General features: G+C 31.5%; 18 protein-coding genes. 6 read left to right on the forward strand and 12 right to left on the reverse strand.

The window, feature by feature from the left end; genetic code table 11:
• A partial coding sequence (locus ACIQ56_RS04480) for a hypothetical protein (RefSeq protein WP_397599873.1) occupies nucleotides 1–450 on the forward strand: 450 nt, incomplete at its 5' end.
• A 2-nt stretch (nucleotides 451–452) separates the two neighbouring features.
• On the opposite strand, the gene ACIQ56_RS04485 is transcribed toward ACIQ56_RS04480, so the two are convergent.
• Nucleotides 453–1,622 (reverse strand): hypothetical protein, encoded by a 1,170-nt coding sequence (locus ACIQ56_RS04485; RefSeq protein ID WP_397599874.1) that lies wholly within the window; start codon nucleotides 1,620–1,622, stop codon nucleotides 453–455.
• Entirely contained in the window at nucleotides 1,619–3,940 is a 2,322-nt protein-coding gene (locus ACIQ56_RS04490; protein ID WP_397599875.1) for a RelA/SpoT family protein, read from the reverse strand. Before ACIQ56_RS04490 ends, ACIQ56_RS04485 begins: the two co-directional genes overlap by 4 nt.
• A gap of 103 nt (nucleotides 3,941–4,043) precedes the next feature.
• Here ACIQ56_RS04490 and ACIQ56_RS04495 point away from each other — a divergent pair, with 103 nt between their 5' ends.
• Nucleotides 4,044–4,508 (forward strand): hypothetical protein, encoded by a 465-nt coding sequence (locus ACIQ56_RS04495; RefSeq protein WP_397599876.1) that lies wholly within the window; start codon nucleotides 4,044–4,046, stop codon nucleotides 4,506–4,508.
• Nucleotides 4,501–5,448, forward strand: a complete 948-nt coding sequence (locus tag ACIQ56_RS04500; protein ID WP_397599877.1) for a hypothetical protein — start codon at nucleotides 4,501–4,503, stop codon at nucleotides 5,446–5,448. Before ACIQ56_RS04495 ends, ACIQ56_RS04500 begins: the two co-directional genes overlap by 8 nt.
• Nucleotides 5,449–5,455: 7 nt before the next feature.
• On the opposite strand, the gene ACIQ56_RS04505 is transcribed toward ACIQ56_RS04500, so the two are convergent.
• The 3 genes from ACIQ56_RS04505 to gpmI all read right to left on the reverse strand — a co-directional run bounded on the left by ACIQ56_RS04505 (nucleotide 5,456) and on the right by gpmI (nucleotide 10,273).
• Nucleotides 5,456–6,469: a KpsF/GutQ family sugar-phosphate isomerase gene (locus ACIQ56_RS04505; RefSeq protein WP_397599878.1), complete on the reverse strand. Its 1,014-nt coding sequence runs from the start codon at nucleotides 6,467–6,469 to the stop codon at nucleotides 5,456–5,458.
• A 30-nt stretch (nucleotides 6,470–6,499) separates the two neighbouring features.
• On the reverse strand, nucleotides 6,500–7,504 hold the full coding sequence (locus ACIQ56_RS04510) for an SseB family protein (protein WP_397599879.1): 1,005 nt from the start codon (nucleotides 7,502–7,504) through the stop codon (nucleotides 6,500–6,502).
• A gap of 81 nt (nucleotides 7,505–7,585) precedes the next feature.
• Nucleotides 7,586–10,273, reverse strand: coding sequence for a 2,3-bisphosphoglycerate-independent phosphoglycerate mutase (gpmI, locus tag ACIQ56_RS04515; RefSeq protein ID WP_397599880.1), 2,688 nt, complete (start codon nucleotides 10,271–10,273; stop codon nucleotides 7,586–7,588).
• A 111-nt stretch (nucleotides 10,274–10,384) separates the two neighbouring features.
• On the opposite strand from gpmI, the gene ACIQ56_RS04520 reads away from it, so the two are divergent.
• Genes ACIQ56_RS04520 through ACIQ56_RS04530 form a run of 3 tightly spaced genes read left to right on the forward strand, consistent with a single transcriptional unit; the run spans nucleotide 10,385 to nucleotide 14,483 of the window.
• Nucleotides 10,385–12,328: a protein-disulfide reductase DsbD family protein gene (locus tag ACIQ56_RS04520; protein WP_397599881.1), complete on the forward strand. Its 1,944-nt coding sequence runs from the start codon at nucleotides 10,385–10,387 to the stop codon at nucleotides 12,326–12,328.
• A gap of 18 nt (nucleotides 12,329–12,346) precedes the next feature.
• Entirely contained in the window at nucleotides 12,347–13,411 is a 1,065-nt protein-coding gene (gene sohB, locus ACIQ56_RS04525; protein ID WP_397599882.1) for a protease SohB, read from the forward strand.
• Nucleotides 13,412–13,427: 16 nt separating this feature from the next.
• Complete coding sequence (locus ACIQ56_RS04530; protein ID WP_397599883.1) at nucleotides 13,428–14,483, forward strand: SIS domain-containing protein; 1,056 nt, start codon at nucleotides 13,428–13,430, stop codon at nucleotides 14,481–14,483.
• Between the two features lie 59 nt (nucleotides 14,484–14,542).
• On the opposite strand, the gene ACIQ56_RS04535 is transcribed toward ACIQ56_RS04530, so the two are convergent.
• From ACIQ56_RS04535 to ACIQ56_RS04565, 7 genes are all read right to left on the reverse strand, one after another.
• Nucleotides 14,543–15,880, reverse strand: a complete 1,338-nt coding sequence (locus ACIQ56_RS04535; RefSeq protein WP_397599884.1) for a hypothetical protein — start codon at nucleotides 15,878–15,880, stop codon at nucleotides 14,543–14,545.
• A gap of 145 nt (nucleotides 15,881–16,025) precedes the next feature.
• Nucleotides 16,026–16,358 carry a hypothetical protein gene (locus ACIQ56_RS04540; RefSeq protein ID WP_397599885.1) on the reverse strand — a complete coding sequence of 111 codons (333 nt, stop codon included), beginning with the start codon at nucleotides 16,356–16,358 and terminating at the stop codon, nucleotides 16,026–16,028.
• A 103-nt stretch (nucleotides 16,359–16,461) separates the two neighbouring features.
• The gene (locus tag ACIQ56_RS04545) at nucleotides 16,462–17,631 is read right to left on the reverse strand and encodes a hypothetical protein (RefSeq protein WP_397599886.1); all 1,170 of its coding nucleotides are present in this window, start codon (nucleotides 17,629–17,631) and stop codon (nucleotides 16,462–16,464) included.
• Complete coding sequence (locus ACIQ56_RS04550) at nucleotides 17,628–20,234, reverse strand: cytochrome c-type biogenesis CcmF C-terminal domain-containing protein (protein ID WP_397599887.1); 2,607 nt, start codon at nucleotides 20,232–20,234, stop codon at nucleotides 17,628–17,630. Before ACIQ56_RS04550 ends, ACIQ56_RS04545 begins: the two co-directional genes overlap by 4 nt.
• Nucleotides 20,235–20,237: 3 nt before the next feature.
• On the reverse strand, nucleotides 20,238–21,209 hold the full coding sequence (locus ACIQ56_RS04555; RefSeq protein ID WP_397599888.1) for a coproporphyrinogen III oxidase: 972 nt from the start codon (nucleotides 21,207–21,209) through the stop codon (nucleotides 20,238–20,240).
• 153 nt (nucleotides 21,210–21,362) lie between these two features.
• Nucleotides 21,363–22,847: a sigma-54-dependent transcriptional regulator gene (locus ACIQ56_RS04560; protein WP_397599889.1), complete on the reverse strand. Its 1,485-nt coding sequence runs from the start codon at nucleotides 22,845–22,847 to the stop codon at nucleotides 21,363–21,365.
• 12 nt (nucleotides 22,848–22,859) lie between these two features.
• The coding region (locus ACIQ56_RS04565; RefSeq protein ID WP_397599890.1) for a hypothetical protein at nucleotides 22,860–23,294 on the reverse strand (435 nt) is incomplete at its 5' end.

Raw genomic sequence — 23,294 nt, forward strand, 5'->3', positions numbered from 1 at the left:
AAACCTATAAGTATTTTAAGAAAACCAAATGAAAAAAACATAGAAAATATTGTAAATGACTTAAATAGTGAGAAAAAATATAATTATTATGAATCAGAAATTCAAAGAAATAAAGCATATAGAAATTTAAATTTAATGAAATGCAAACCTGAGCTTTACAATATTTTCAAAAAAATAGCTGATTTTTTAATTTATATTCATAATGATAAAGCTATCAATGATATTTATAATAAATATTTAAATAACAAAGAATCTCAAATTGGTAAAATATACTTTTCTAGTGATTTAGCAAAAATATCTTGTTTAAATATTCTAAATAGTTTGATTATAGATAGAAAAAAATTTGTACATGCTGAGTTTCAAAGAACAAATAAAATACAATCCATTATTTATAAAAATAACTTCTCGTTTTCTAATTATTTATTTTATAGCAAATTGAATATTCATTAATATTAGCATATTACTTTATAAGCAAATCGAACAAAGATAGCTGTAATAAAAAGGATTAACAAAGCTAAAAATAAAATTAAATTGCTGCCTGTAAAAGAAAACACAGGAAGAATATTTTTCACTAAAATAGTTGATAAACTGAAAAGAAAAAAAGCTAACGATTGCATGGTTGCCTGAGCACCAGTTGGTGAATATTTAGCAATGATGGAAAGCACGATAGGGAAAATAAAAAAGTTTTGCAACATATCAAATGATGAAAATATTCCTGGAAGAATAGGAGAAATATCACCTAAATTTCTAATAAAAAGGTTAACCAATAAAAAAATGATAAAAAAGGAGCTCATCAAAATTACATATAACATTTTGATGTTTATTTTTAAAAAATTTAAGCTCACAGATAAAAGAAATAAAATAGCAAATAAAGATGTTAACCAAAATGATAACGTGTTTGGAAAGGAAAATATTTTAGAGGAAATGGTAGTTGAAACCCCAATGAAAAGACAAAATAACATAGCTCCAGCAAGAGTATAAGAGGTTTTTTTAGTTATTTTTTCACTTCTCTCATTATGATCATTTAATTTTATATTTTTATTTAAGTAATAAATTATAAATGTAAACAAAAGCATAAAAAAAAAAGAAATTACAAAAAACGGCATATAAGTATAATATTTATTTATTAATTTCGCCGAAAAATATGCCGAGCCCATTGAAGCAACACTTACTGAAATAACATACAAAATATAGCCTAAATCATGAGATAAAGGCGAAAAATTTGATAATTTACCTATTAATACACTTATACTTGGTTTCACAAAAGCAGAACCAACAACAATCATTATTAATGCAGCAACGATGAAATAAGCGGATAAATATCCAGACAAAAAAGCAAATAAATACCCTACTGATAAGGCAATTCCCCCATAAATTGCAGCCTTAAAATACCCTAAATATTTATCTATCATAGGCGCCATAATTAAAGGGAAAACAAGAATGCCAAAAGAAAAATATCCTCCTATATTCATGGCACTTTCTTGAGAAAACTGCAGACCGCCATTTTCAATATTTGTCATCATATAAAATAAAAGGACAAACGAAACAAAAAAATAAGAAAATCGCTCTATAGATTCTGCAAGAAGTAACAAAAAAAAGGAGAAATATTTATTTTTTATCATCCCATTGTTCTTTCTACATAAATAACACCATCTACAGCTTCAATTTTTTGATGAATATCTTTTAACTGATGAATATCTGTTAATTCAAGTTTTAAAAGAATAACTGCTCTTTTTTGAGGGTTTGTAAAACATTCCATACCTGCAATATTAATTTGCGAAGATGAAACCATTTTTGTTATAGCAGCTAGAATTCCAGGTTTATCATGAGCTGTTATCCTTACTCTTACATTATGAACTGTAGAAGAAATAATATTCCAAGAACAATCAACACGTCGTGCTGGGTCATTTGATAAAGCCCACTGACAACTTGCCGCATGAACCGTAACACCTCGGCTGCGTGAAACAAATCCAACAATAGGTTGGCCTGGTAAAGGTTCACAACAACGAGCCATACGTACAACAATTCCTGTCATACCCTGAACACGAACGGCATCTTCACCACCAGCTCTATTTTTACCTTGCCTTTGTTTTAAAGCTTCTTGAACCGTTCTAATTTCTTGAAACTCTTGTTGCATTGTTTTTTGAGGCTCGGCAGTTGTTGCTATCTCAAGTACTTTTGGGATTTGCAATACAGACAATAATTTTTGAACAGCTGATTTTGCATCAATTTTACCATAGCCAATTTGCAAAATAAAATCTTCGTAACCACCAACACTAAAGTACCTATGAATCTCTTGAAAAACCCCTATTTTTTGAAGTTTTTCAAAACTAGAAGAACTTTTTGATAGTTCTTCTTCCAATAAATTTTGTCCAATTTGTTTTGAATTTGTTCTTTCTTCGCTACGTAACCAAGCTCTAATTTTATTTCTTGCTTTTGTTGTCGTTGTAAAGTTTAGCCAATCTTTGGTCGCTCTTACTTTATTTCCAACTAAAAGCTCAATTACGTCACCGCTATGCAGACGGGTTCTTAACGTAGCAATGCGGCCATTGATTTTTGCTCCGGTGGTTTTTAATCCTAAATCGGTATGAATTGCAAAAGCAAAATCGAGACAAGTGGATCCTTTTCTTAATTCAAAAACATCACCCTTTGGAGAAAAAACGTAAACTTCTTCATCAAAAAGATCGACTTTAACAGCTTCTAAAAACTCATCGGGATCGGAAAGTTCTTTTTGATGCCTAACAATTTGTTTTAGCCATTTAAATTTTTCAAAGTCAGCAGGATTGAGCTGGGTATTGTTTGGATCTTTTCTTTTTTCTTTATACGCCCAGTGTGCCGCAATCCCGTTTTCTGCAATATGATGCATTTGAGCTGTTCTTATTTGAACCTCAAGCAACTCCCCTTTAGCAGCAACAATGGTTGTATGTAAACTTTGGTATAAATTGGCTTTTGGCATGGCGATAAAATCTTTAAATCGCCCTGGCACAGGTCGGTAGATATTATGAATTATTCCTAATGTTTCATAACATTCATTTGGTGTATTTACGATAACACGTAAGGCGAATAGATCATAAATATCTTCAAATTCAATTTGTTTATCAGACATTTTTCTATAAATAGAATAAAAATGTTTAGCGCGTCCATATACTTTTGCATTAATATTTGCTTCTTTTAATCTTGAATCAAGATGTTCTCTTGCTTGCTCAATAATTTTATCTCGTTCGGTCTTTTTTTGAGCAACTCGAGCAATAAGACTGTAATAAACCGATGGTTTTAGCTCTCTTAAACAAAGATCTTCCAACTCTGCTTTTATTTTGTACATCCCGAGACGCCCTGCTAAAGGGGCATATATTTCAAGAGTTTCTTCGGCTATACGTTGTCTTTTTTCTAAGTTTAAAGCTCTTAATGTTCTCATATTATGAGTACGATCGGCAAGTTTTACAATAATAACCCTAATGTCTCTAGACATAGCTACTATCATTTTTCTAAAATTTTCTGCCATTTTTTCTTGTGAAGAACGAAACTGTACTTTTGCTAACTTTGTTAAACCTTCAACTAAGGCGGCAACGGGCTCACCGAACTCTTTTGAAACCTCTTCTACAGAAACATGAGTATCTTCAACGACATCATGTAAAATGGCCGCAATTAAAGAGGTTTCATCCATTTTAAATTCAGCTAAAATTTCAGCTACTGCGATAGGGTGAATAATATAAGGCTCACCACTTTTTCGTCTTTGCCCCGCATGCAAATTATGAGCAAAACGAAACGCTTTAAATAAGGTTGGTTCCAAAGAAAAATCTAAATATTGCAGACATTTTTCTTTCAAAGAAAGATAGGCATCATTCGCAATTTTTTCTATATCTTCAGTGGGAGTATTAGAAGATTGAGACGGCGCTTCTTCCTCATTTGGAAGAGATGTTTTAATATTATCAGATCCCATTCAGGAATAACTCCCTTTGTGCTAAGAATTCGGAGAAGATGCAATAATTTGCATTATAGATTTTGCACAAAGACAAGCATTTTGTAAAGATAAGGAGAAGTTTTTGATATCTAATTTTATTTTTCATTTTGTTTTTGCTGTATTTACGATATGGGCTTGCGTTGCGTGGTTTATTCAAAATAATAGATCCTCTTCAATAAGAAACGCTTTAGTTCCTTTATTAAGCCTTAATAAAATTGAATTTCCGAAACATCGAAGCTTATTTATAAGAGGAGTTAAATCATTAGAAGAAGAATTATCAATTAAAATCCAAACAAAAGTTAAAATAAATTGTAAAATAACAGAAACCATTAGTTATAACCCTATCATATTTAGAACTTTCTGTTTATTTTTTAATAGTAAAATACTTGATGAAGAAAAAGTTATTTTATTTGAAAATAATTATTTTACTTTATTTGATCTCATTATTAATATTAAAAAAAGGGCTAAAGTTAAAAATTTAAATTTTATACTAAATCAAACAAATGAAAAAAAATATTACTGGCTCGCGGAGATTGATAATGGTTAAATTCATATATTGCTTATTAATATGTTTATATCAAACGTTTATTTTTGCAAATCAAAATGAAAATACAGCAACACAAAAAGAAGTTATTACTGAAGCAGACTCTATAAATATTGTGAAAGATTTTTGTGAAAAGTATGATAATCAAAAAGATTTTTTTCAAGAAATGTCAAAAGAAATATTAAGCAATGAAAAAAGAAGGGCGGAACTTGCTTCAGGTCTGACTAGAAAAAAATTTCCAAAATGCGAATTGGCTATAAAAGATTACTTGAAAAAAACTCTTTCAGAAAAAGAATATACTCCAAAACAAGGAGAACAAGCATTAATAACATTGGGATTAATTGCTAAAATTTCAGAAGCTAGCCAAGTGATTGAAAGAGAAATTGATAAAGGATATTTGAGCAGTTGGATTGATATTCTAAAAGAAACAAATGATGCAGGTTATATTCAATCATTAAAAAGCTGGATTAAAAGAGTTGCTAAAGAAATTAGAGAAAAAGATAACACAAAAATATTGGATCCATCCTTATACGGAAAACCATCCAGCGATGGAAAAGAAATTAAATATCCCGATATGGTAAGAATTTGGACTCCCATATTGATGAATCGATTTTTAAATGAAATGATTGCTCGTAAAACAAAACTAACTGAAGATGAGTTTAATCAATTAAATATTATTTATGCCTCTACTACAACTTCTTATAGAGAAACATTTGTAGAACAAATAACTAAAATTGTTGCAAATAATCCTAAAGATTGGTTATTAAGTTACAGAAAAGAAGAGAATTGGGTTCAATTTAGACTTTTTCCCATTATGCAAAGGCTCGGAAAAAAGGATGGGAATATTAAACTAGAAATAATTTGGATATCTAAATACCATAGTGATGGAAGAATTCGCACCCTGGCTTTAAATACTCTCGAAAAAATTGCTACTAAAAAATAAAGTTACTTTATAAAGTAACTCCCGCAGCAACAAAATCTAGCATACGAACAAGACCAACAGCATTTCCATTATTATCAACAACAGGCATAAGATTAAATGGTGGATTTTTAGCACACATTATTTTTAAAACATCAATGGCAAGTAAACCAGGCTGAATTACTGTGGGATTTTTATTCATAAATTCGGATGCTTTTAATTCAAAAACGCTGGCCCCATGTTTTTCCATTGCTTTTCTAAGATCTTTTTCAGATATAAGACCAATAAATTTATTATTTTCAACAACCAAAACAGCTGCTTTAGAGTATTTTGTAAATACAGAAATTACAGATTTAAAAAGATCATCTTTTCCAACTAATGGCAATTCGTTTCCTTGAACCATTAAATTATCTGCTTTTAAAAATATTCTTTTTCCAATAGCTCCACCAGGATGATTTTTTGCATATTCTTCAATTGGATAATTACGAATTTCTACTGTAGCAGCAACAAAAAGTTGGCATAAAGCAAGAGAAGTAACAGTACTTGTTACAGGAGCTTGACTTAATGGACACATTTCTTCAAATGGAGGAATAAGTAACACATGATTTGCTGATTTTGCTAAAGGAGAATCTTCTTTTGATGTTAAAACGAATATTTTTACATTTCGCTCTTGCAGACCAGGTAAAAGCTGTAAAAGTTCATTACTTTTTCCATTATTAGATATTAAAATAACAGTATCTTCTTTTCCAACAACACCTAAATCACCATGAAAGGCTTCTGTTGGATGAACAAATCGCGCAACAATTCCTACACTCACCAACATAGAAACAGCAAGTTGAGCAACTTGCGCCGATTTTCCAACAGCAATAAAAAAAACTTGTTTTAATGAACTATTTGCTCTAGCACAAGCAACAAGTTCATTTGTCATTAATAAAAAACTTTTTTGAAATTGAGCATTATTTTTTAAAGTATGATTATACCATAATAAAGCTTGAGAAAAATGATCTGCCCTTTTTATTGCACTCTCAATCACAGAATTTATCATAAATAAACAAACCTCAAAATAATAAAATCATTACTCTTTAATTGAATTTTCAGTAGCAGGAATTTGAGGTGGATTTTTATCTAATAAGATAAAATTATTTTGGTGCATGGCAACCCAAAAGGAAGGATCAGGCATAACCCCAACCTCAAACTGAGTTTCAATGAAATATTCATTATCTTTGCGCATAGAATCGCGAACGCTTAAGCAAAAGCTTTGAACTTGTTCTTGATTTTCATCTAACCCCACAACTCTTAAAAATACAGTACGCAACCAACCTGAATCTTGTGGTGCATTTGGAGGAAGAATAGCTCCTAATGCTGCAGCTTCGATATTTTCAAATTCTGCTAATATTTTTTGAGCATGTAGTTTTTGGACATCATTAAACGCATCTGGAGGGAAAGCAATTTGCATGCCTTCAGAAGGAGCTTGAGCAGAGCTTGCTTGTTCATTAGAAACATTAACTTGAACAGGGCTTCTTTGGGTTTGAGGAACAATACCCATAGCTAGCTGTTTGTACTCAACTTTATTTAAAACAACAAAGGGGGCGCTTCCAGGATTCACAACGATCACTTCAGCAGGACTTGGCTCTAATAATTTAAAAACATCTTGTCCTCGTATGGAAACATATTGCCCACCTTCTGCACGCCATCTACGCGCAGCAGCAGCGCTTGTAAAAGCGGCTGAAAATTGAACACCTTGTGAATTTGATAAAATAGCGACATTCACGCTTGGATTTTCAGCAGCGACAGTGGCTTCATTTACAGCAGCACTAGGAGCGCCGGTATCTGCAAGGGCTAATAAAAGATCAGAAAACAAAAGTTCTTGGTATACTTTTGCTCTTGTTTCTGGAGTGTCATTTCTTGCATTTTCGACTAAAGCGTTTTCCAAATGCAAGGCTGGAGTTGGTTCATTTTGTTGTTGAGCAGAATCAGAAGCTTGAGTTTCTTCAATTGTTTCTGTTTGATTTCCATTTAATGTTGGATTTTCAAACTTTTTACTTTGATCTTTTTTGCCAAATAAATTTTTTAACACCATAACATAGCTTCCTTTATAATAACGTCATACAACGGTTAGTAAACATGCTACGCCTAGCCTAATTTGGCAAGGCTTCAAAAATCACCGATATCGCCTTTTTTTAGCTTGCTTCCAAAGATCATTCCACTGGTCAAGCGAGATGTTTTTAACAGAGGTTTCCGTTAAAGGGGTTCCCTTTTCTTGACAAATTTTCTCCATCTCACTGAATCTATTAATAAATTTATCTATAGCAGCTCGAGCGATGAGATCAAAGTCAAAATGCTTTGCTTCTTCCGTTGTTTCTTTAAAAAACTGAACCACGTTGCACAATGCATAAACGACATCACCAATTTCATCTTCAATTTTTTCTATATTTTTTTCATTTTGCTCAATTTCATATTGAAGTTCTTTAACTTCAGAAATAACATCTTGAAATACTTCTTCCACTGTATTCCAGCTAAATCCAACTTTTTTGGCTCTTTTTGAAACTTCTACTCCAAAATTTAATGTTGGCAATGCTCTTTTTTTCAGAGCTTTTTTTAATAAGGAATCATTTTGTTTTGAGTTCTCTATATTTTCTTGTTCTTTAATTTTATCCCATTGCACTAACACATCACTTGAATTTTGAATTGTAGATTCAATTTTTTGAAATACATGTGGGTGCCTTTGAATCATTTTTTTATTTATACTAGAAAAAACTTCATTTAAACTAAATAAATTTTCATCTTGAGCGACTTGTGCATTTAAATATACTTGTAAAAGGACATCACCTAATTCGCTATAATAATTTTTAATTTGATTTTCTGTTGGAATGTCATCAAACGAATTTAAAGCATCGATAGCCTCATAAGATTCTTCAATCAAATAACTTTTTAAAGAAGTTAACGTTTGCTCTTTGTCCCAAGGGCATCCGTCTGGTGCTCTTAATTTTGCAATGGTATCTGCAAAATCTAAAGATAATTTGGCTAATTGATAACGTTTTGAAAAATTATTTTTTTGAAATACGATTTCACTATTAGAATTTAAGATTGTTTTAAAATCTATTTTTTTTTTTTCAGAATGAAATTCAATTAAAGACGGTTCATAAAAATCGGGTGTATTAAAACCCGCTATATCTAAAATTGTAGATGCAATATTAGCAAGACCCGCATTTGGCATATCTGTTTTTAAAGAAACATTTTTTTCTAAAATTTCGGTATTATAAATTGCGCAAGGAACGGGCGCTAAGGTATGGCTTGTTTTTAACTTTGGTTTTCCATTATCATCAAATATAACTTTTTTCGTTTTTTTATCTAACTCATACATTTCATCTGCATTACCATGATCGGCAACAACAATTAAAATGGTATTTGTTTCTTTAGCTGCCTTCATAATTCGACCTAATGCTAAATCGACAGCGGCAACAGAAAGAACGGCAGCTGCAAAATCTCCTGAATGACCAACCATATCTCCATTAGCAAAATTAATACGACCTATTTCAAATGAATTGTCATACATATTTTTAATTGTGATATCTGCAATTTCTGCTGATTTCATCCAAGGACGCTCTTGAAAAGGAATAAGATCTGAAGGAATTTCAATATAATTTTCTAATTCCGCATTAAATTTACCACTTCTATTTCCGTTCCAAAAATAAGTAACATGTCCATATTTTTGTGTTTCACTACAAGCGAATTGTTTCACAGATGCATTACACAATAATTCAGTCAATGTTCTATCAATTGCTGGTGGAGTCACTAAAAATAATTCAGGTAATTTTAAATCTCCATCATATTGCATCATGCCTGCATAATAAATTTTAGGAAATCGTTTGCGAGGAAAAGATTTAAAGTTTTGCTCGGTTAAAGCTCTTGAAATTTCAATTGCTCTATCACCTCTAAAATTAAAAAAGATAAAACTGTCGTTTTCTTCAACTGTACCAAGAGGTTTATTATTATCAAGAATGACAAATGGGGGTAGATCTTGGTCATAATAGTTTTTTTCCTGGCGCAAAGTTTCAACGGCATTTAATAAGGAAGAAAATCCTCGACCTTCGCCAAGAATATGTGCTTGATATCCTCTTTCTACAATACTCCAATCACTTTCATATCTATCCATGGTAACAAAAGTTCTTCCACCACCAGAAGCAACTTTACAATCGAAATGATCTGAATTTATTTCTTTAAGAAAAGAATCTAATTTTAAAATATATTCTGTTGCCGTTAATGGTCCAACATCTCTTCCATCAAGAAGAAGATGTAGACGAACTTTTTGAACTCCTTCGGTTTTTGCGCCTTTAATTAATGCAAATAAATGATCGATATGACTATGTACATTTCCATCAGACAGTAAACCACATAAATGAAGTGTATTTTTTTTGTTTTTTAATTCTTCTCTTCCAACAACTTGTTTCCAAGCAGTACCTTCAAAAATTTTACCAGATTGAATAGCAGAATTCACAAGTTTTGCACCTTGTGCAAAAACTCTACCTGCTCCCAATGCATTATGACCCACTTCGCTGTTGCCCATGTCGTCATCGCTTGGTAAACCTACAGCTGTTCCATGAGCTTTTAATGTTCGAAATAAGGAACTTGAAATCAAGTTATCTAAATTTGGAGTATAAGCTGCGTTTACTGCATTACCTGTAATAAAAGCTTCAGAGGGCAAAATTCCTTTTTGGTTTTTGATCTCAGATGTAATATTGGCATTTGGGTTGGTATATCCAACTCCATCCATTACGATTGTAAGTATTTTTTTATTGCCAGAGACAGGTGAAATTCGGTTTAATTGAAACGATTTAGATTGAGTCATTGTCTTTTTTGCTCCAAAGTTTAGCTTCGATTCTATTTATTTCGAAGCGCTTAATTAATTTACTCATGCATTGGCAATTGGTCAATTTAAGAAAGGGTTTAGAGGTAAAAAGTGATTTCAAAGCTAAATCAAGTTATAAAATTTTTAATCTTAGGATTATTCCTAATTCTTTCGCCTAATTTCCTTTATGCAAATGAAATATTTGTTGCACCTGATTCTCAATTTGTCGATTCCGCAAATATTAAAGTTCAAGAAGTTGTTCAATTTAAAATTTTAAAAATGGAAAAAGAGAAAGATCTTTATAAAGCAACAATAGAACTTAAAACAAAAAATGATTTTAAAATATATGAAGACAAATTGAATTTTAATTTACATCCTCAAAATAATCTTCCTCATCTTTTAAAATATACATCATTAAAACCACCAGAATCTTATTTTGACCCTTTTTACAAAAAAGAAAAAAAGATTTTTAAAAACTCTTCTGTATTTTATATTGAAAGTAAATCTCCTTTTCAATCAAATGATAAACTTGAAATTGATATTCAATCCTGCTCAAATGCTGTCTGTTTAGTTCCAGCAAAACTTGCTGTTTATATGATTGAAGGAAATATATCCGATTTAAATAATACAAATACATTCTCTAATAAAGTGAATAACCAAACAACAAATTTAAACAATCAAGTCAATGTAAACAAAGAAGCTGTTGTAGAAAAAACAGAAATGGATACTTCCGAAAAAATTACTTTATTAAATGATAATATTGCCTTTCAAATTCAAGAAGCTCTTAAAAAAGGAAGTTGGATTTTATTCCCAGCTCTTTTTCTAGCGGGCTTGCTTATGAATTTAACGCCCTGTGTTTATCCAATGATTCCTATTACTTTAAATGTAATGTCGCAATTTGGACAAAGTAACTCTAGGAAACAAAAAATAAAATCGTTACCTATTATTTATGTGGGAGGGATGATAATAACTTACTCACTTCTTGGTGTTTTTGCAGGTATGACAGGAAATATTTTTGGAGCACAACTTGCGAATCCCATTTTTAATTGGATTATTGCTATTGTCATGTTTTTATTAGGACTGTCCATGTTAGGTGTTTTTAATTTTACGGCAGTTCAATCTTTTGCGAATAAAATTCCTCTTGCACAAAATTATCCAAGAACTGCTGTAGTAACTATGGGAGCTGTCTCTGGTTTAATATCTGCCCCATGTACGGGTCCTGTTTTAAGCACTATTTTGTTATTAATCGCTCAAAATAAAAATCCAGTATCTGGATTTACCTATATGTTATTTTTTGCAATAGGTTTTGGACTTCCCTATGTCGCATTAGGTTTTTTTGGCCAACGTTTAAGCAGAATGCCAAAATTCCCACGTCTTCTTAATTTTATCAAAATATTTTTTGCATCACTTATGTTTGCTCTTGCATTATATTATGCGCGAGCTACTTTTCAAAAAATTCCTTATATTCAAGATATATTCAGTAAACCCCAATTTTTATCCATTGCAATACTCTTGTTACTTTCAGTAACCTTTATTGCACTTTCTACTAAAAAAGATATTTTAGGAAAAATATCTAAAATTGGTATGACATTAACATGCTGTATTTTAGCTTTATGGCTTACCTTATTCACTTCAAATAGTTTTTATCACCCTAAAAATATTTCCCATGCACAAAATACAAACCCAAATGGAATTAAATGGGAAACAAACTTTGATGATGCCGTTGTGTTATCTAAACAATCAGGTAAACCTATTTTGGTAGATATCTGGGCAGAATGGTGCACAGCATGTCTTGAAATGGAAGAAACAACCTGGAAAGATAAAAAATTGATTGAATATATCAATACGAATTTTATTCCTGTTAAGTTAGATTATACCGAATTAGCAGATAATATTCAAAATTTGGTTAATAGATGGGAAGTTAACGGACTACCCGCTACAAGTTTTTTTAAAGCAAATTCTAATTTTAATGATAAACCAGATATTTTATATCAAGGTTATGCATCGGGAAATAAAATATTAAGTGCCGCAATAAATATAAATAATAAAAATTAACAAGTGGGAGTTCACATTATGTCTAGTTCTTTGTTTTCTTGGTTTCAACTATCTCTCGGATTTTTAGGAGTGATTGGACTTTTTTTATTGTTTATTGGAATAATTGTATTAATTGCCATTAAAAAGAAAAAACAATCGCAAGATATAAAAATCAATATCAAAAATTTAAATGAAATTTATAAAGAAAATAAAGATAAAATATTAAAAGAAATTCTATCGGAAAGCGAATTAAAAGAAATCTCAAAACAAGAAAAACTTGAAGAAAAAGAAAAAAAGAAACTTGAAAAAAGTGACTCCAAATCCGATGTAAAAACAGAAAAACCTAAACGTATTTTTGTTTTAGATTTCAATGGTGATGTTGCTGCATCTGCTGTTACGGTATTCAGAGAACAAGTTACTACACTTTTACAAACAGCAAGACCATGTGATGAAGTCGTTGTCCGCTTAGAAAGCCCTGGCGGAATGGTTCACGCCTATGGCCTGGCTTCATCTCAATTAGCACGTATAAAAGATCAAAAAATTCCTTTAACCATTTGTGTCGACAAAGTTGCTGCAAGTGGGGGTTATATGATGGCCTGTCTTGCCGATAAAATCATTGCCGCACCTTTTGCTATTTTAGGATCAATTGGTGTTATTGCTAGTTTACCTAATTTAAATAAACTTCTTCATAAAAATGATATCGATTATTTAGAAATTACGGCTGGTGAATATAAAAGAACTCTCACCCCATTAGGCGAAATTACGGAAAAGAAAAAAGCGAAATTCCAAGAACAAATTGATGATGTTCATGAACTTTTTAAAAGTCATGTCCAAAAATATAGAAATATTGTTGATATTCAAGTTGTTGCCACTGGTGAATATTGGTATGGAATTAAAGCACTTGAAATTAAATTAGTAGATGAATTAAAAACGAGTGATGACTATTTATTAGAAGCTAGTAAACAGTTTGAAGTTTATCAAATTTATACTCCTAAAAAAGAGTCTTTACGTGAAAAACTTTCTGGTTCTGTAAATTCAATTATTTCCACAGCTATAGAAAAAAACTTAACAAAGGCCGAAAATAAATATCCTCTTTTTATGTAAAGTTAAGGATTTCAAAATGAGCTTAAAATTTTGGATGCAGAAAGAAACAGAAGAATCTGCAAGCATTATTAAAAACCAACAAAATGACAGTTTAGATATTTTAAATGAAGTAACAAACCGACTTCAAAAAAATTCTCCAAATTTTGTTGCTACTTTAGCAAGAGGAAGTTCCGATCACGCTGCTTCTTTTTCAAAATATGCAATTGAAACCCATTTAGGAGTTATGACCGCATCCATTGCTCCTTCGGTCCATACTATTTATAAATCAAATATAAATTATAAAAATAGTTTCGTTATTGGCATTTCTCAGTCAGGTAAAAGCAGCGACCTTATAGAAAGCATGGCTTTTGCAAGGAAAAATGGAGCCATCACCCTTGCATTTGTGAACGAAAAAAATTCGCCACTAGAGCAGGAATGTGAGTATTGTATTCCCCTTTTAGCGAATAAAGAACAATCTGTTGCAGCAACAAAAAGTTTTATTGCTTCCCTTTCAAGAATAATACAGCTTATTTCCTATTGGAAAAACGATACCAATTTAAATAAACAGCTTTTAAATACTTCAAATCAATTATTGAATTTCAATGAAAATGAAATGAGTCTTGTTGTTGAAAATTTATTAAATGAAAAAAGTATTTTAGTTTTAGGAAGAGGTTATTCTTTCCCTATTGCACTTGAGTCTGCTTTAAAATTAAAAGAAACCTGTGGACTTCATGCCGAAGCTTTTAGTGGTGCTGAAATTTTACATGGACCTTTTGAATTAATCCAAAAAAACTATCCTATTTTGCTTTATTTATCGAATGATGAAACTTTAGAGAGCATGCTGAAATTAATCGAAACTTTACAAAATAAAAAAGCAAAACTTTTCGTCATAACAACAAATGAAATTGCACATAAATATGAAAAAAATCTTTCAAATACTTATATAATCAAAACAGCAAATTCAATAAATTCTTTGTGTGATAATATTTTAAGTATTTATCATTTTTATAAATTAGCTGCCATGTTGTCTCTAAAATTAGGCCGCAATCCAGACCTTCCTAAAAACTTAAATAAAGTAACAGACACCATATAAAAAAATGAGACGTGTTAAGTAAACACATCTCATCAATTAAGTTAAATCAATTACTTTAATTATAAAGACAATTTAGCCATTAAATAGAATATAGAAGCTTGTGTCGCATTCGCTTTTCCATCATTATCGGTATAAATTTCTTTACTCGCATTAATCATGGCGTAGTTAAATTCAAGGGCGAATTTTTCTAGCTGATAACCTACCCCAACATTGTAAAAATCTGTTGTTAAAGTAGAGTTTGTAAATTTAGTTACACCTGTGGTTCCACCACCCCCAGAAACTAATTGGCCATTTGCGTTTTGATAAGCAAGAGAATAAGTAAGCACATCACCCGTTGTTAATAAATCACTCATACCCCAAAGTTTTGAGTTTCCAGTGACACCAACACCAACGGTATTGATTGTTTGGGAATCATCTGTAGTACTTGCTGTGTAATTATCAATATTGTTAGTAGCGCCAAGAACACCTGTTTGGCTCTTGCTAGTTGTAACAGATTGATACCAAACACCGCCTCTTAGCGCAGAGTTCATATAGTTATAACCAAGAGATGCTTCCGTATTTGTAACATCAAATACTTTATAAGTGTTAGTATAAACTGTTGTTGTTACACCAGATGAATCCGTAGTTGAAGTAGTGGTTGTAGTTATTTTATTTACTGCATTTGTCTGAGAACCATAGCCAACTCTCGCTTCTACAACACCATCACCCGCAGTAATATCTGCATTTAAATTCGCTTGAATAGCGCGTGATTGTGTTTTTGGAGAAGAGTTAAAAGAGTTGTCGCCAACGACAAGTGATGAATTTCCAAACCAACCCGATCCCGTAGATTGTGTTGCTGCAGCCAAGTTGTTATATGAACCAATACCAAAATTGATCATACCAAAATCAAATTTGCCGGCATATTTCAAACCAATCCCGTCTGAACTTGTTAAACTTGAGACGTTATCAAGGTTGGTCGCTATATTTTCTACCATAGCATCAGGACCATAAACAATTGATGAAACAATACGATCTCTACCAAATACAAAAGAAACCGAAGCGGGGTCAGACTTATAAACATCTAAGCCTACATTTGCTCTACGGACATTAAATAAACTCTCTCTACCATTCGTTGTTGCATAGCCTTGAGACGAAGAGTTTGTATATGCTTCCGAAGGGTTTCCTGCCTGAACTTCTAAAGTAGCAAAAATATTTTTGTAACGATAATTTAAACCAAAACGAGCTGTCGAACCAAATACATCCATTTCATTTTTACGGTAGGAATCCCATAAAGAATAACGAGATGCTATTTTAAGGCGGGGTGAAAAATTTGCAGTATCTGTTGCTGACTGAGCAAATGCACTACCAGAAATTGCAATCAAAGAAAAAAGCGACGTGGTCTTTAGCAGACGTTTCATGTAGGTCCTCCAATAAAGTAACAATAAAGAAACTGTTGACAATATTAACTAACGAAACAGACTTTAAACTTGAGATACAATCACATCATATTTGAGGAAAAAGAATAGTGCAAGAGAGAGAGAGAGAGAGAGAGAAAGGAATAAATTAAAGATTTGTGGTACTTGCTCCAAAATCACGACCAGCTTGTTGTGAAAAGCCAGACTCTCTTGCTAAATTAATTTGACGATTCACCACGTTCAATGTGTATACAAGTAAAATTGCTTTAAAACTTTGCCATGATTGAATATCAAGCTGAATAAGCAAATCATCATCAAAATACATTTCTGTATTTGTAAGTATTGTTTCTATCGCAGAAAATACTTGTTCAAAAGAACTTGCCGTAGCAAGATCAACTAAATCATCTTTACTGCGAATTGAAGTTGCTAAACGAATTGCATTTAATCTAATTAATTCTACTGACTCACTATTTAATATCATAAAAAGAAACCTCCATATCAGACACAGTCTATCTTATCCATGAGATTTCATGTGAGCAAGAAGGCTTTCCATTTTTTTTATTATGAATACTTAAACACACAAATTATTTTGACGTTTTAAAAATACAGAAAGCAGTAACACCGAAAAGAAAAAAAGCAAAAAATACAGATAGGACATAAATAGGTGTGCGTGAAGGTAAAATTCCATTTATATCGAAGGATGGAAATTCTGCTGATTGATTTCCAACACGCACAAGCTGTCTCGATAAATGATTCGGATCCTTTTGTGATGCCGCATTGTTATCTAGTGGATCGGGACCAACAAATGATCGAAAACTTATTGGAATATTTGAAATACGAGGAGGCCAAACATTTGTCGTATCAATAAAATTTGAAAATAAACTTCTTAATCCACTGCTATATTCAGGCGTCATAAAAATAGTAACACCAGGTAGAATAAATAAATCTGCTGGTCGCCAATTCGTATTCCCAAATGATGCGGGCAATGAAAATTCAACGCTAATTTGATTCACTCCACTCGATAAAGGAGTATTGATTACAGGAGAGCCACCATCCTGACTTTTTTCTATAATTAAATTAGAATTTCCATAAATTTGAAGATTATAAAAATCTTTAGGCAAAGGAATTTGAACAATAGCACTTTTAGCATTAAAAGTATTATTATACATTCCTACATAATAAACATTTAGTTTTCCTTGCGCAGGAATTAAAATAAATTGATTCACTGCAGGAAGCCAATATCCTGTTCCCGGTAAAATGGTTGGAGGAGGAATTGTAACATCTGATGGTGTTGCTACTCTTTCTAACGAAGCACTGCCATTTTGATTTTCCAAAGAAAAAGAAGCATTAGATGCTAATATTCCAAATGAAAAAAGAAATGATATTAAAATAAAAAATAAGCAATCTAATAAGGAAGAGCCTTTTTCAAATATTTTTTCTGAAGTTGGTTTTTGAATTTGACTTGGAAGCCAACTGAGCCCTGCTTGCTGGAGTCGTTCACATAAAGTAACAAGCAATACTAAGGATTCATTCTCAGTAAGTTTATCTATATCTTCATGCTCAGTTTTACCGTAAATCAATTTTTGAAATAAGAAATCTCTTAAAAAAGTAACATTGCGTAATTCTTTTTCGCTTGAAAAATCGTCAAAATTTTGAGCAAGCGGTTTTTTAAAATGATTCGACATTAAAGGAGATAAAACAAAAAAAACAATGGGTATTGCAGTAAGTAAACATAAAAATAATACAATAATCATACCTCAACCCCCTTCTTTTTTTCTTCTATAAATTTTTTTATCTCATTCAACAATTCTTTTTCATTAGATAATTTTCTTTTTTTCGATTGCCTTAATCCTAAAATAATAAAAATGGGCCCAAATAATAATCCCAATATTGGAATTCCCCATACTAAAAACCCTACTGAAGAATGAATATCGGGTTCTCTCAAAATCCAGGGCCCATATGCTTTTTTAAAATATTGAATAATTTCGGTTTTTGATTTGCCTTCAGAAACTTGTTTTTCAATTTCTGTTCTCATTGCAATACTTTGAAGAGTGCCACTTTCTAAAACACTCATTCCAATACAAGTGGGACATCTCAACTCTTTCGCAACCTCTTCTACCTTTGGATTGATCATTGTGGGAACAATTTGCCCTGATTCTAATTTTGTTCCTTTAAGTAAGGAGCCGTTACCAGCCCCATCTTGAAGCAACTTATTTTGAGTTGGTCCTGAATTTTGATTGTCGGAATTCGCTTGAGCTAAGGAAACTCCTGTAAAACAAAATAATGTAACAAAAACGGAAAAACCAATAATGCCTAATGAAACAATTTTAGAAGACAATTGAGTTTTTAATGTTGAATTTGAAATAATATCTTTTAAATAAGTATCCAAGGAATCATCTGATTCTTTTATTTTACCTTCATCATCAATTTCAAGACTTCTTTTTCGAATTCGATGCGATAGAGAAACAGCAGCACCTAAGACCATAATGATAAGGCTTGTCCAAACCAATTTCACAGTTGGATTCCAATTTAATTTTAAAGATACGCTTTGGTTATTTACATCAAAAGAAGCTAAAACAATATATAAATCATGCCAAAATGTGGAATGTATTCCAATTTCATTGAACCATTGCTCATTATTTGTAAATTTACTTCTCATAGGATGTATCATTATTTTTTCATTATTTTGATTATCAATCGATTTTAAATTTCCAATAACATACTGAGCATTATATTCACGCTTATAGGAAAGACCTTCATTTGTAATTGTATAACCATTGAATGAAGTGGATTCATTTAAATTTAAATGAGCTTCTGCAGAAATCCCTCTGTAATTTCCAGCAAACCCTGCAATCGCAAATAAAAATCCAATATGTATAATAAAGGCACCTAAATAGGGTCTGTTAAAATACAAAAATACTTTCCCATTCCATCTCATTGATTTTAGTTTATAAACAAGATCCATAATAAGTACACAACTTGTCCATATAACGATTAAAAAAACAAATGAACTTATGATATCAAAGTTTTTACGCTCAGAAAGAATATAAGTGAGAATGGTCGCCCAAATAAATGGAAATAAAAGGCATGTAATAGGATCTTCTATTTTTCCATTTTTCCAGCGCATTAAATTTCCAACTCCTAAAATTAAAACAAGACCCGCCCCAATCCAAGGAGCAAAAGCATTGAAAAAAGGTTGTTGGATAGAAATTTTTATTCCCCTTGTGGCTTCTACAACAAGAGGTAGAATAGTCCCAATAAATACAAGCGCAAGTAAGAAAAGAACAAAAAAGATTGTAAATAAAAGAGCGCTTTCTTTTGAAACTTTCCATTCATTGGTTTTTGCGGCACCTTGAATATAATGACCACGAGTAAAAATAAGACCAATCGTCAATGCAAGTAAAAATACAACCCATACTAAATAAGAAGGACCAATTTCACTTTCTGCAAAAGAGTGAACACTGCTAATAACACCTGATCTTGTTATAAATGTTCCCAAAAATGTGAGTGAAAACGCAAGCATATTTAAAAATAAAAGAAGTCTCGGCAGTCTTCCCGTTTTATCTGTAATTAATAATGTATGAAGAGCTGCTGTAATGGCAAGCCAAGGCATTAAGGAACTATTTTCAACAGGATCCCAACCCCAATAGCCGCCCCAACCCAATTCGACATAAGCCCATTTTCCGCCTAGAAAAATAGCGATTGATAATATTGCCCATGCTAATAAAGACCATCTTCTTACCGTACCAAGCCATTCACTGGTAAATCCACCACGGACTAAAGCCGCAAAGGAATAAGCAAAAGGAACAATAAGTAAACAATAACCCGTAAATAACATAGGTGGATGAATTGCCATATATGGATTTTGCAAAAGTGCGTTCATACCTTGGCCAAATTTTCCGACAGGAAATAATCTATCAAGAGGCGCCGAATAACTTACATTTAAAAAAAGCATAAATGTTAAAGCACAGCCATAAGCAACACATAAAGCGGGATATAAAGAAACATTTTCTTTGCGAACGGTAACTAAAGAAAAAGTAACAATGGCACTCATGATTAAAGTCCATAATAAATGACTTCCTTCAAGAGCACTCCAAAAAGATGTGAATAAATAAAGTGGTGGCATATCTACTGCGGAGTGTTGATAAACATATTTTACTGAAAAATCATGAAAAAAAATGGAATTCCACATTATAAGTGATGATATAAGTACACAAATAAAAACAGATATAAGTGAATTTCTAGAACTTGCCACAATTCCAGATAATGGCCTATATAAGGAATAAGTCCCCATTACTAAGCCGTATATAGATAAAATCAAACCCATGCAGAGAGAAAAAAAACCAACTTCAACCATAATTCACCATTTGACTTGAGGAGGTAAGGAGCAAAAAATGGCTTCATGGTTTCCACCAGTCATTAATCCAAATTTTGTGCCTCGATCATATACCAAATTAAATTCAGCATATCGACCTCGCCAATAATGATGCTTTTCTACAAGTGATTCATCATAAGGCATTTCAATACGACGAGATAGAATTTCAGCATAAGCTCTTGCCGAGTATTGTCCTACATCTAGCAACAGGGAAAGGTCAGAATCATTTTCTGTTTTTACAAAATCAAAAAAGATACCACCAACGCCTCTTTCTTCTTTTCTATGAGGAATATAAAAATATTCTTCAGCCCACTTTTTATATTTTTCATAATTTGCGACTTTTGAATTTCTTTCACAAACTGTTTTCATAGCATTATGAAATAGCTCTGTATCTTCTTCAAAAGGAAACATAGGAGTTAGGTCGGCTCCACCACCAATCCAAGTTGTTGTTTTATCATTACCAAATACTTTGATACACCTCACATTTAAATGCATTATGGGCGCAAAAGGATTTCTTGGATGTGAAATTAAAGAAACTCCAGCTGCAGCAAAAGGTTTATTTGCATATTCCCCTTCCATAGCAGGATATTTTGGACCCCAAACACAACTAAAATTTACTGCGGATTTTTCAAGATGATCTGCACGAATGACGGTCATAACTCCACCACCGTTTAGATTTCTATCCGGGTTATGTTCTTTTGCATTCCAAATTTTCGGGACACATGCTTCTTTGTCTTCAATCGTATTAAAAGCAGTTTTATTTATATTTCTTACAAAAATTAAAAGTTGTAAAATTTCATTCGAAAATGGATTTTCTTTTTGATCACTTTTCGCTAATTGCCAAATAGGATCTTGATATAAAGAGTCTGCAAGAGGATTGTTTTTGATATTATCCATATTAATTATTGGATTTTGATTTAGGAATTCAGCACTCCTAGTTGAAACATTTTTTTGCATAGGAACTCTCCTTTTGTTTTAGGTAAACCAATCAAATAAGATTTACCAAAAAAAGAGATACACCCTATAACATAGAAAATGCAATTTTATTTCTGGAATAAATAAAAAAAATGAAGCTCTAAAAATGATAATTATTATCAAATTTTAAAATGATTATATTTTATATTTTTTTCTTTTTGCATCAATTGCATTTCTACTGATCCCTAATGCAATATGAGATTTTGCAATACTATCATGTCTATTCATAGCTTTAATTAAAATTGTCTTTTCTATTTCATCAATTACGTCATTTAAAGCACAATCATTATATAAAGCATTTTGTAATAAGTCCAAAATATATTGATCAATTTGCTCTTTAGGCAAAGAAACAGGTTTTGGATCTGTAGAAGTAGTTTGTTTTTGAAATCTATGAGTTAATGGCTCTTTATTAGGCAATACAAGATGATGAATATTTAACTCTTCTTCATGAAGTTGAGCATTTATCAACATCCGCTGCAATACACGAAACAACTGTCTAATATTCCCTTTCCAAAGGGATTTTTGACACATTTGACTGATTTCATATATAAGCTCTTCACTTACCTCAATATTTTCTCTTTTAAAGAATACGGTAACAAACAGCGGGATATCCTCGAGTCTCTCTCTTAAAGGATCTAAAATAATTTCAGCCCCACTAATACGATACTTAAAGTCAGCTAGCATTCTTCCTGACTCTACTTCTTCATCTAAATCTTTAGTAGTAGCAACAACAAGTTGAAAATAAGAATGGATAATACGCATATCACCAACTCTGTTGTAACTTCCGTCGTTTAAAACACGTAGTAATTTTCTTTGTGTAGAGAGATCCAGAGTATGAATTTCATCAAGAAATAAAATACCTCCATCGGCAGCCGCAACATAACCATTGGTTGTTTCGTTTGCTCCTGTAAAAGCACCTTTTTTATGCCCAAATAATAGGGAAGATGTTAAATCATTATCTAATAGGGGGCAGTTTACAGTAACAAAAGGGATCATTCCTTCAATTTCAACTCTTTTTTTATGAAGTATTTTAGCAAATTCTTCTTTACCTGTCCCGGTTTCTCCAAATAAAACTAAAGGTATTTTTTTATTTTTAGCAACTCCATTTAAAAATTTATCATGCTTTGATGAAACAATGACACCATTTTTATATATTTTAAATGAATTGTCTTTTAAAAACCGATTTGATGAAACCTCGACCGAGTTATTCGAAAGATTAGAGTGTTTTTTTTGCAAAGCTAACTTAATATAAATTAGAATTTCATCTGAATTATATATAGGTTTTCTTAAAAAATGAGATGCACCTAAAGAAAATGCTTTATCAAAAATGGATTTATCTAAATCGTGGGACATAGCTATAACAGTTAATTGAGGCTGAGTTTCTAAAGCAAATTGAATAATATCAAAGCCAGATTTATTTGATTTTGAATTATCCTCTACCCCCAAATGGATATCTGTTAACAGAATATCAAAACCATTTGCAGAAAGCATTTGTTTCGCTTCATCCAATGAAGTAGCACCAAAAGAATGTAATCCACAAGATTGCGAAAGAGAAATATATTTCTCTAGTTCATCTTTATTATCATCAACAATTAAAATACTTAGCTCTTCAAAAATCATTCTATAACACCATTACTTTTTTCTTGTTTGAAGTACCTTTTTCAATATGAACTCGCCACTATAAAAGCTTTTATGAAGCACCACACTTATACCCAATGATAGAGCCTTTTCTATAATATCCGAATTCGTATCCGTGTAGATACAAAAGCATTCAGATAAATCAAAAACTTTATCTGAAATATTATGATACTCGATTACAGTATCATTTGGCCAGCAAATTGTGCTTATTTTCTCATATGAAAGAGGATTTTCAATTAAAAGAATAACTTTATTTTTATTTCCAATATTTTTACGTGAATTTTGTATAATTTTATTATCATTTTGTTGAGTTAACTTTGGTATAATATTTAAAATATTTGGAATTGTTAAAGCAAAAACAGTTAATCCATTTCTTCTAAAATAAGAAATTCGACCTCCATGGCTATTTGCAACAAATTTAACAAAAGT

It is taken from the genome of Silvanigrella sp., from assembly GCF_044369315.1.
Classification (GTDB): domain Bacteria; phylum Bdellovibrionota_B; class Oligoflexia; order Silvanigrellales; family Silvanigrellaceae; genus Silvanigrella.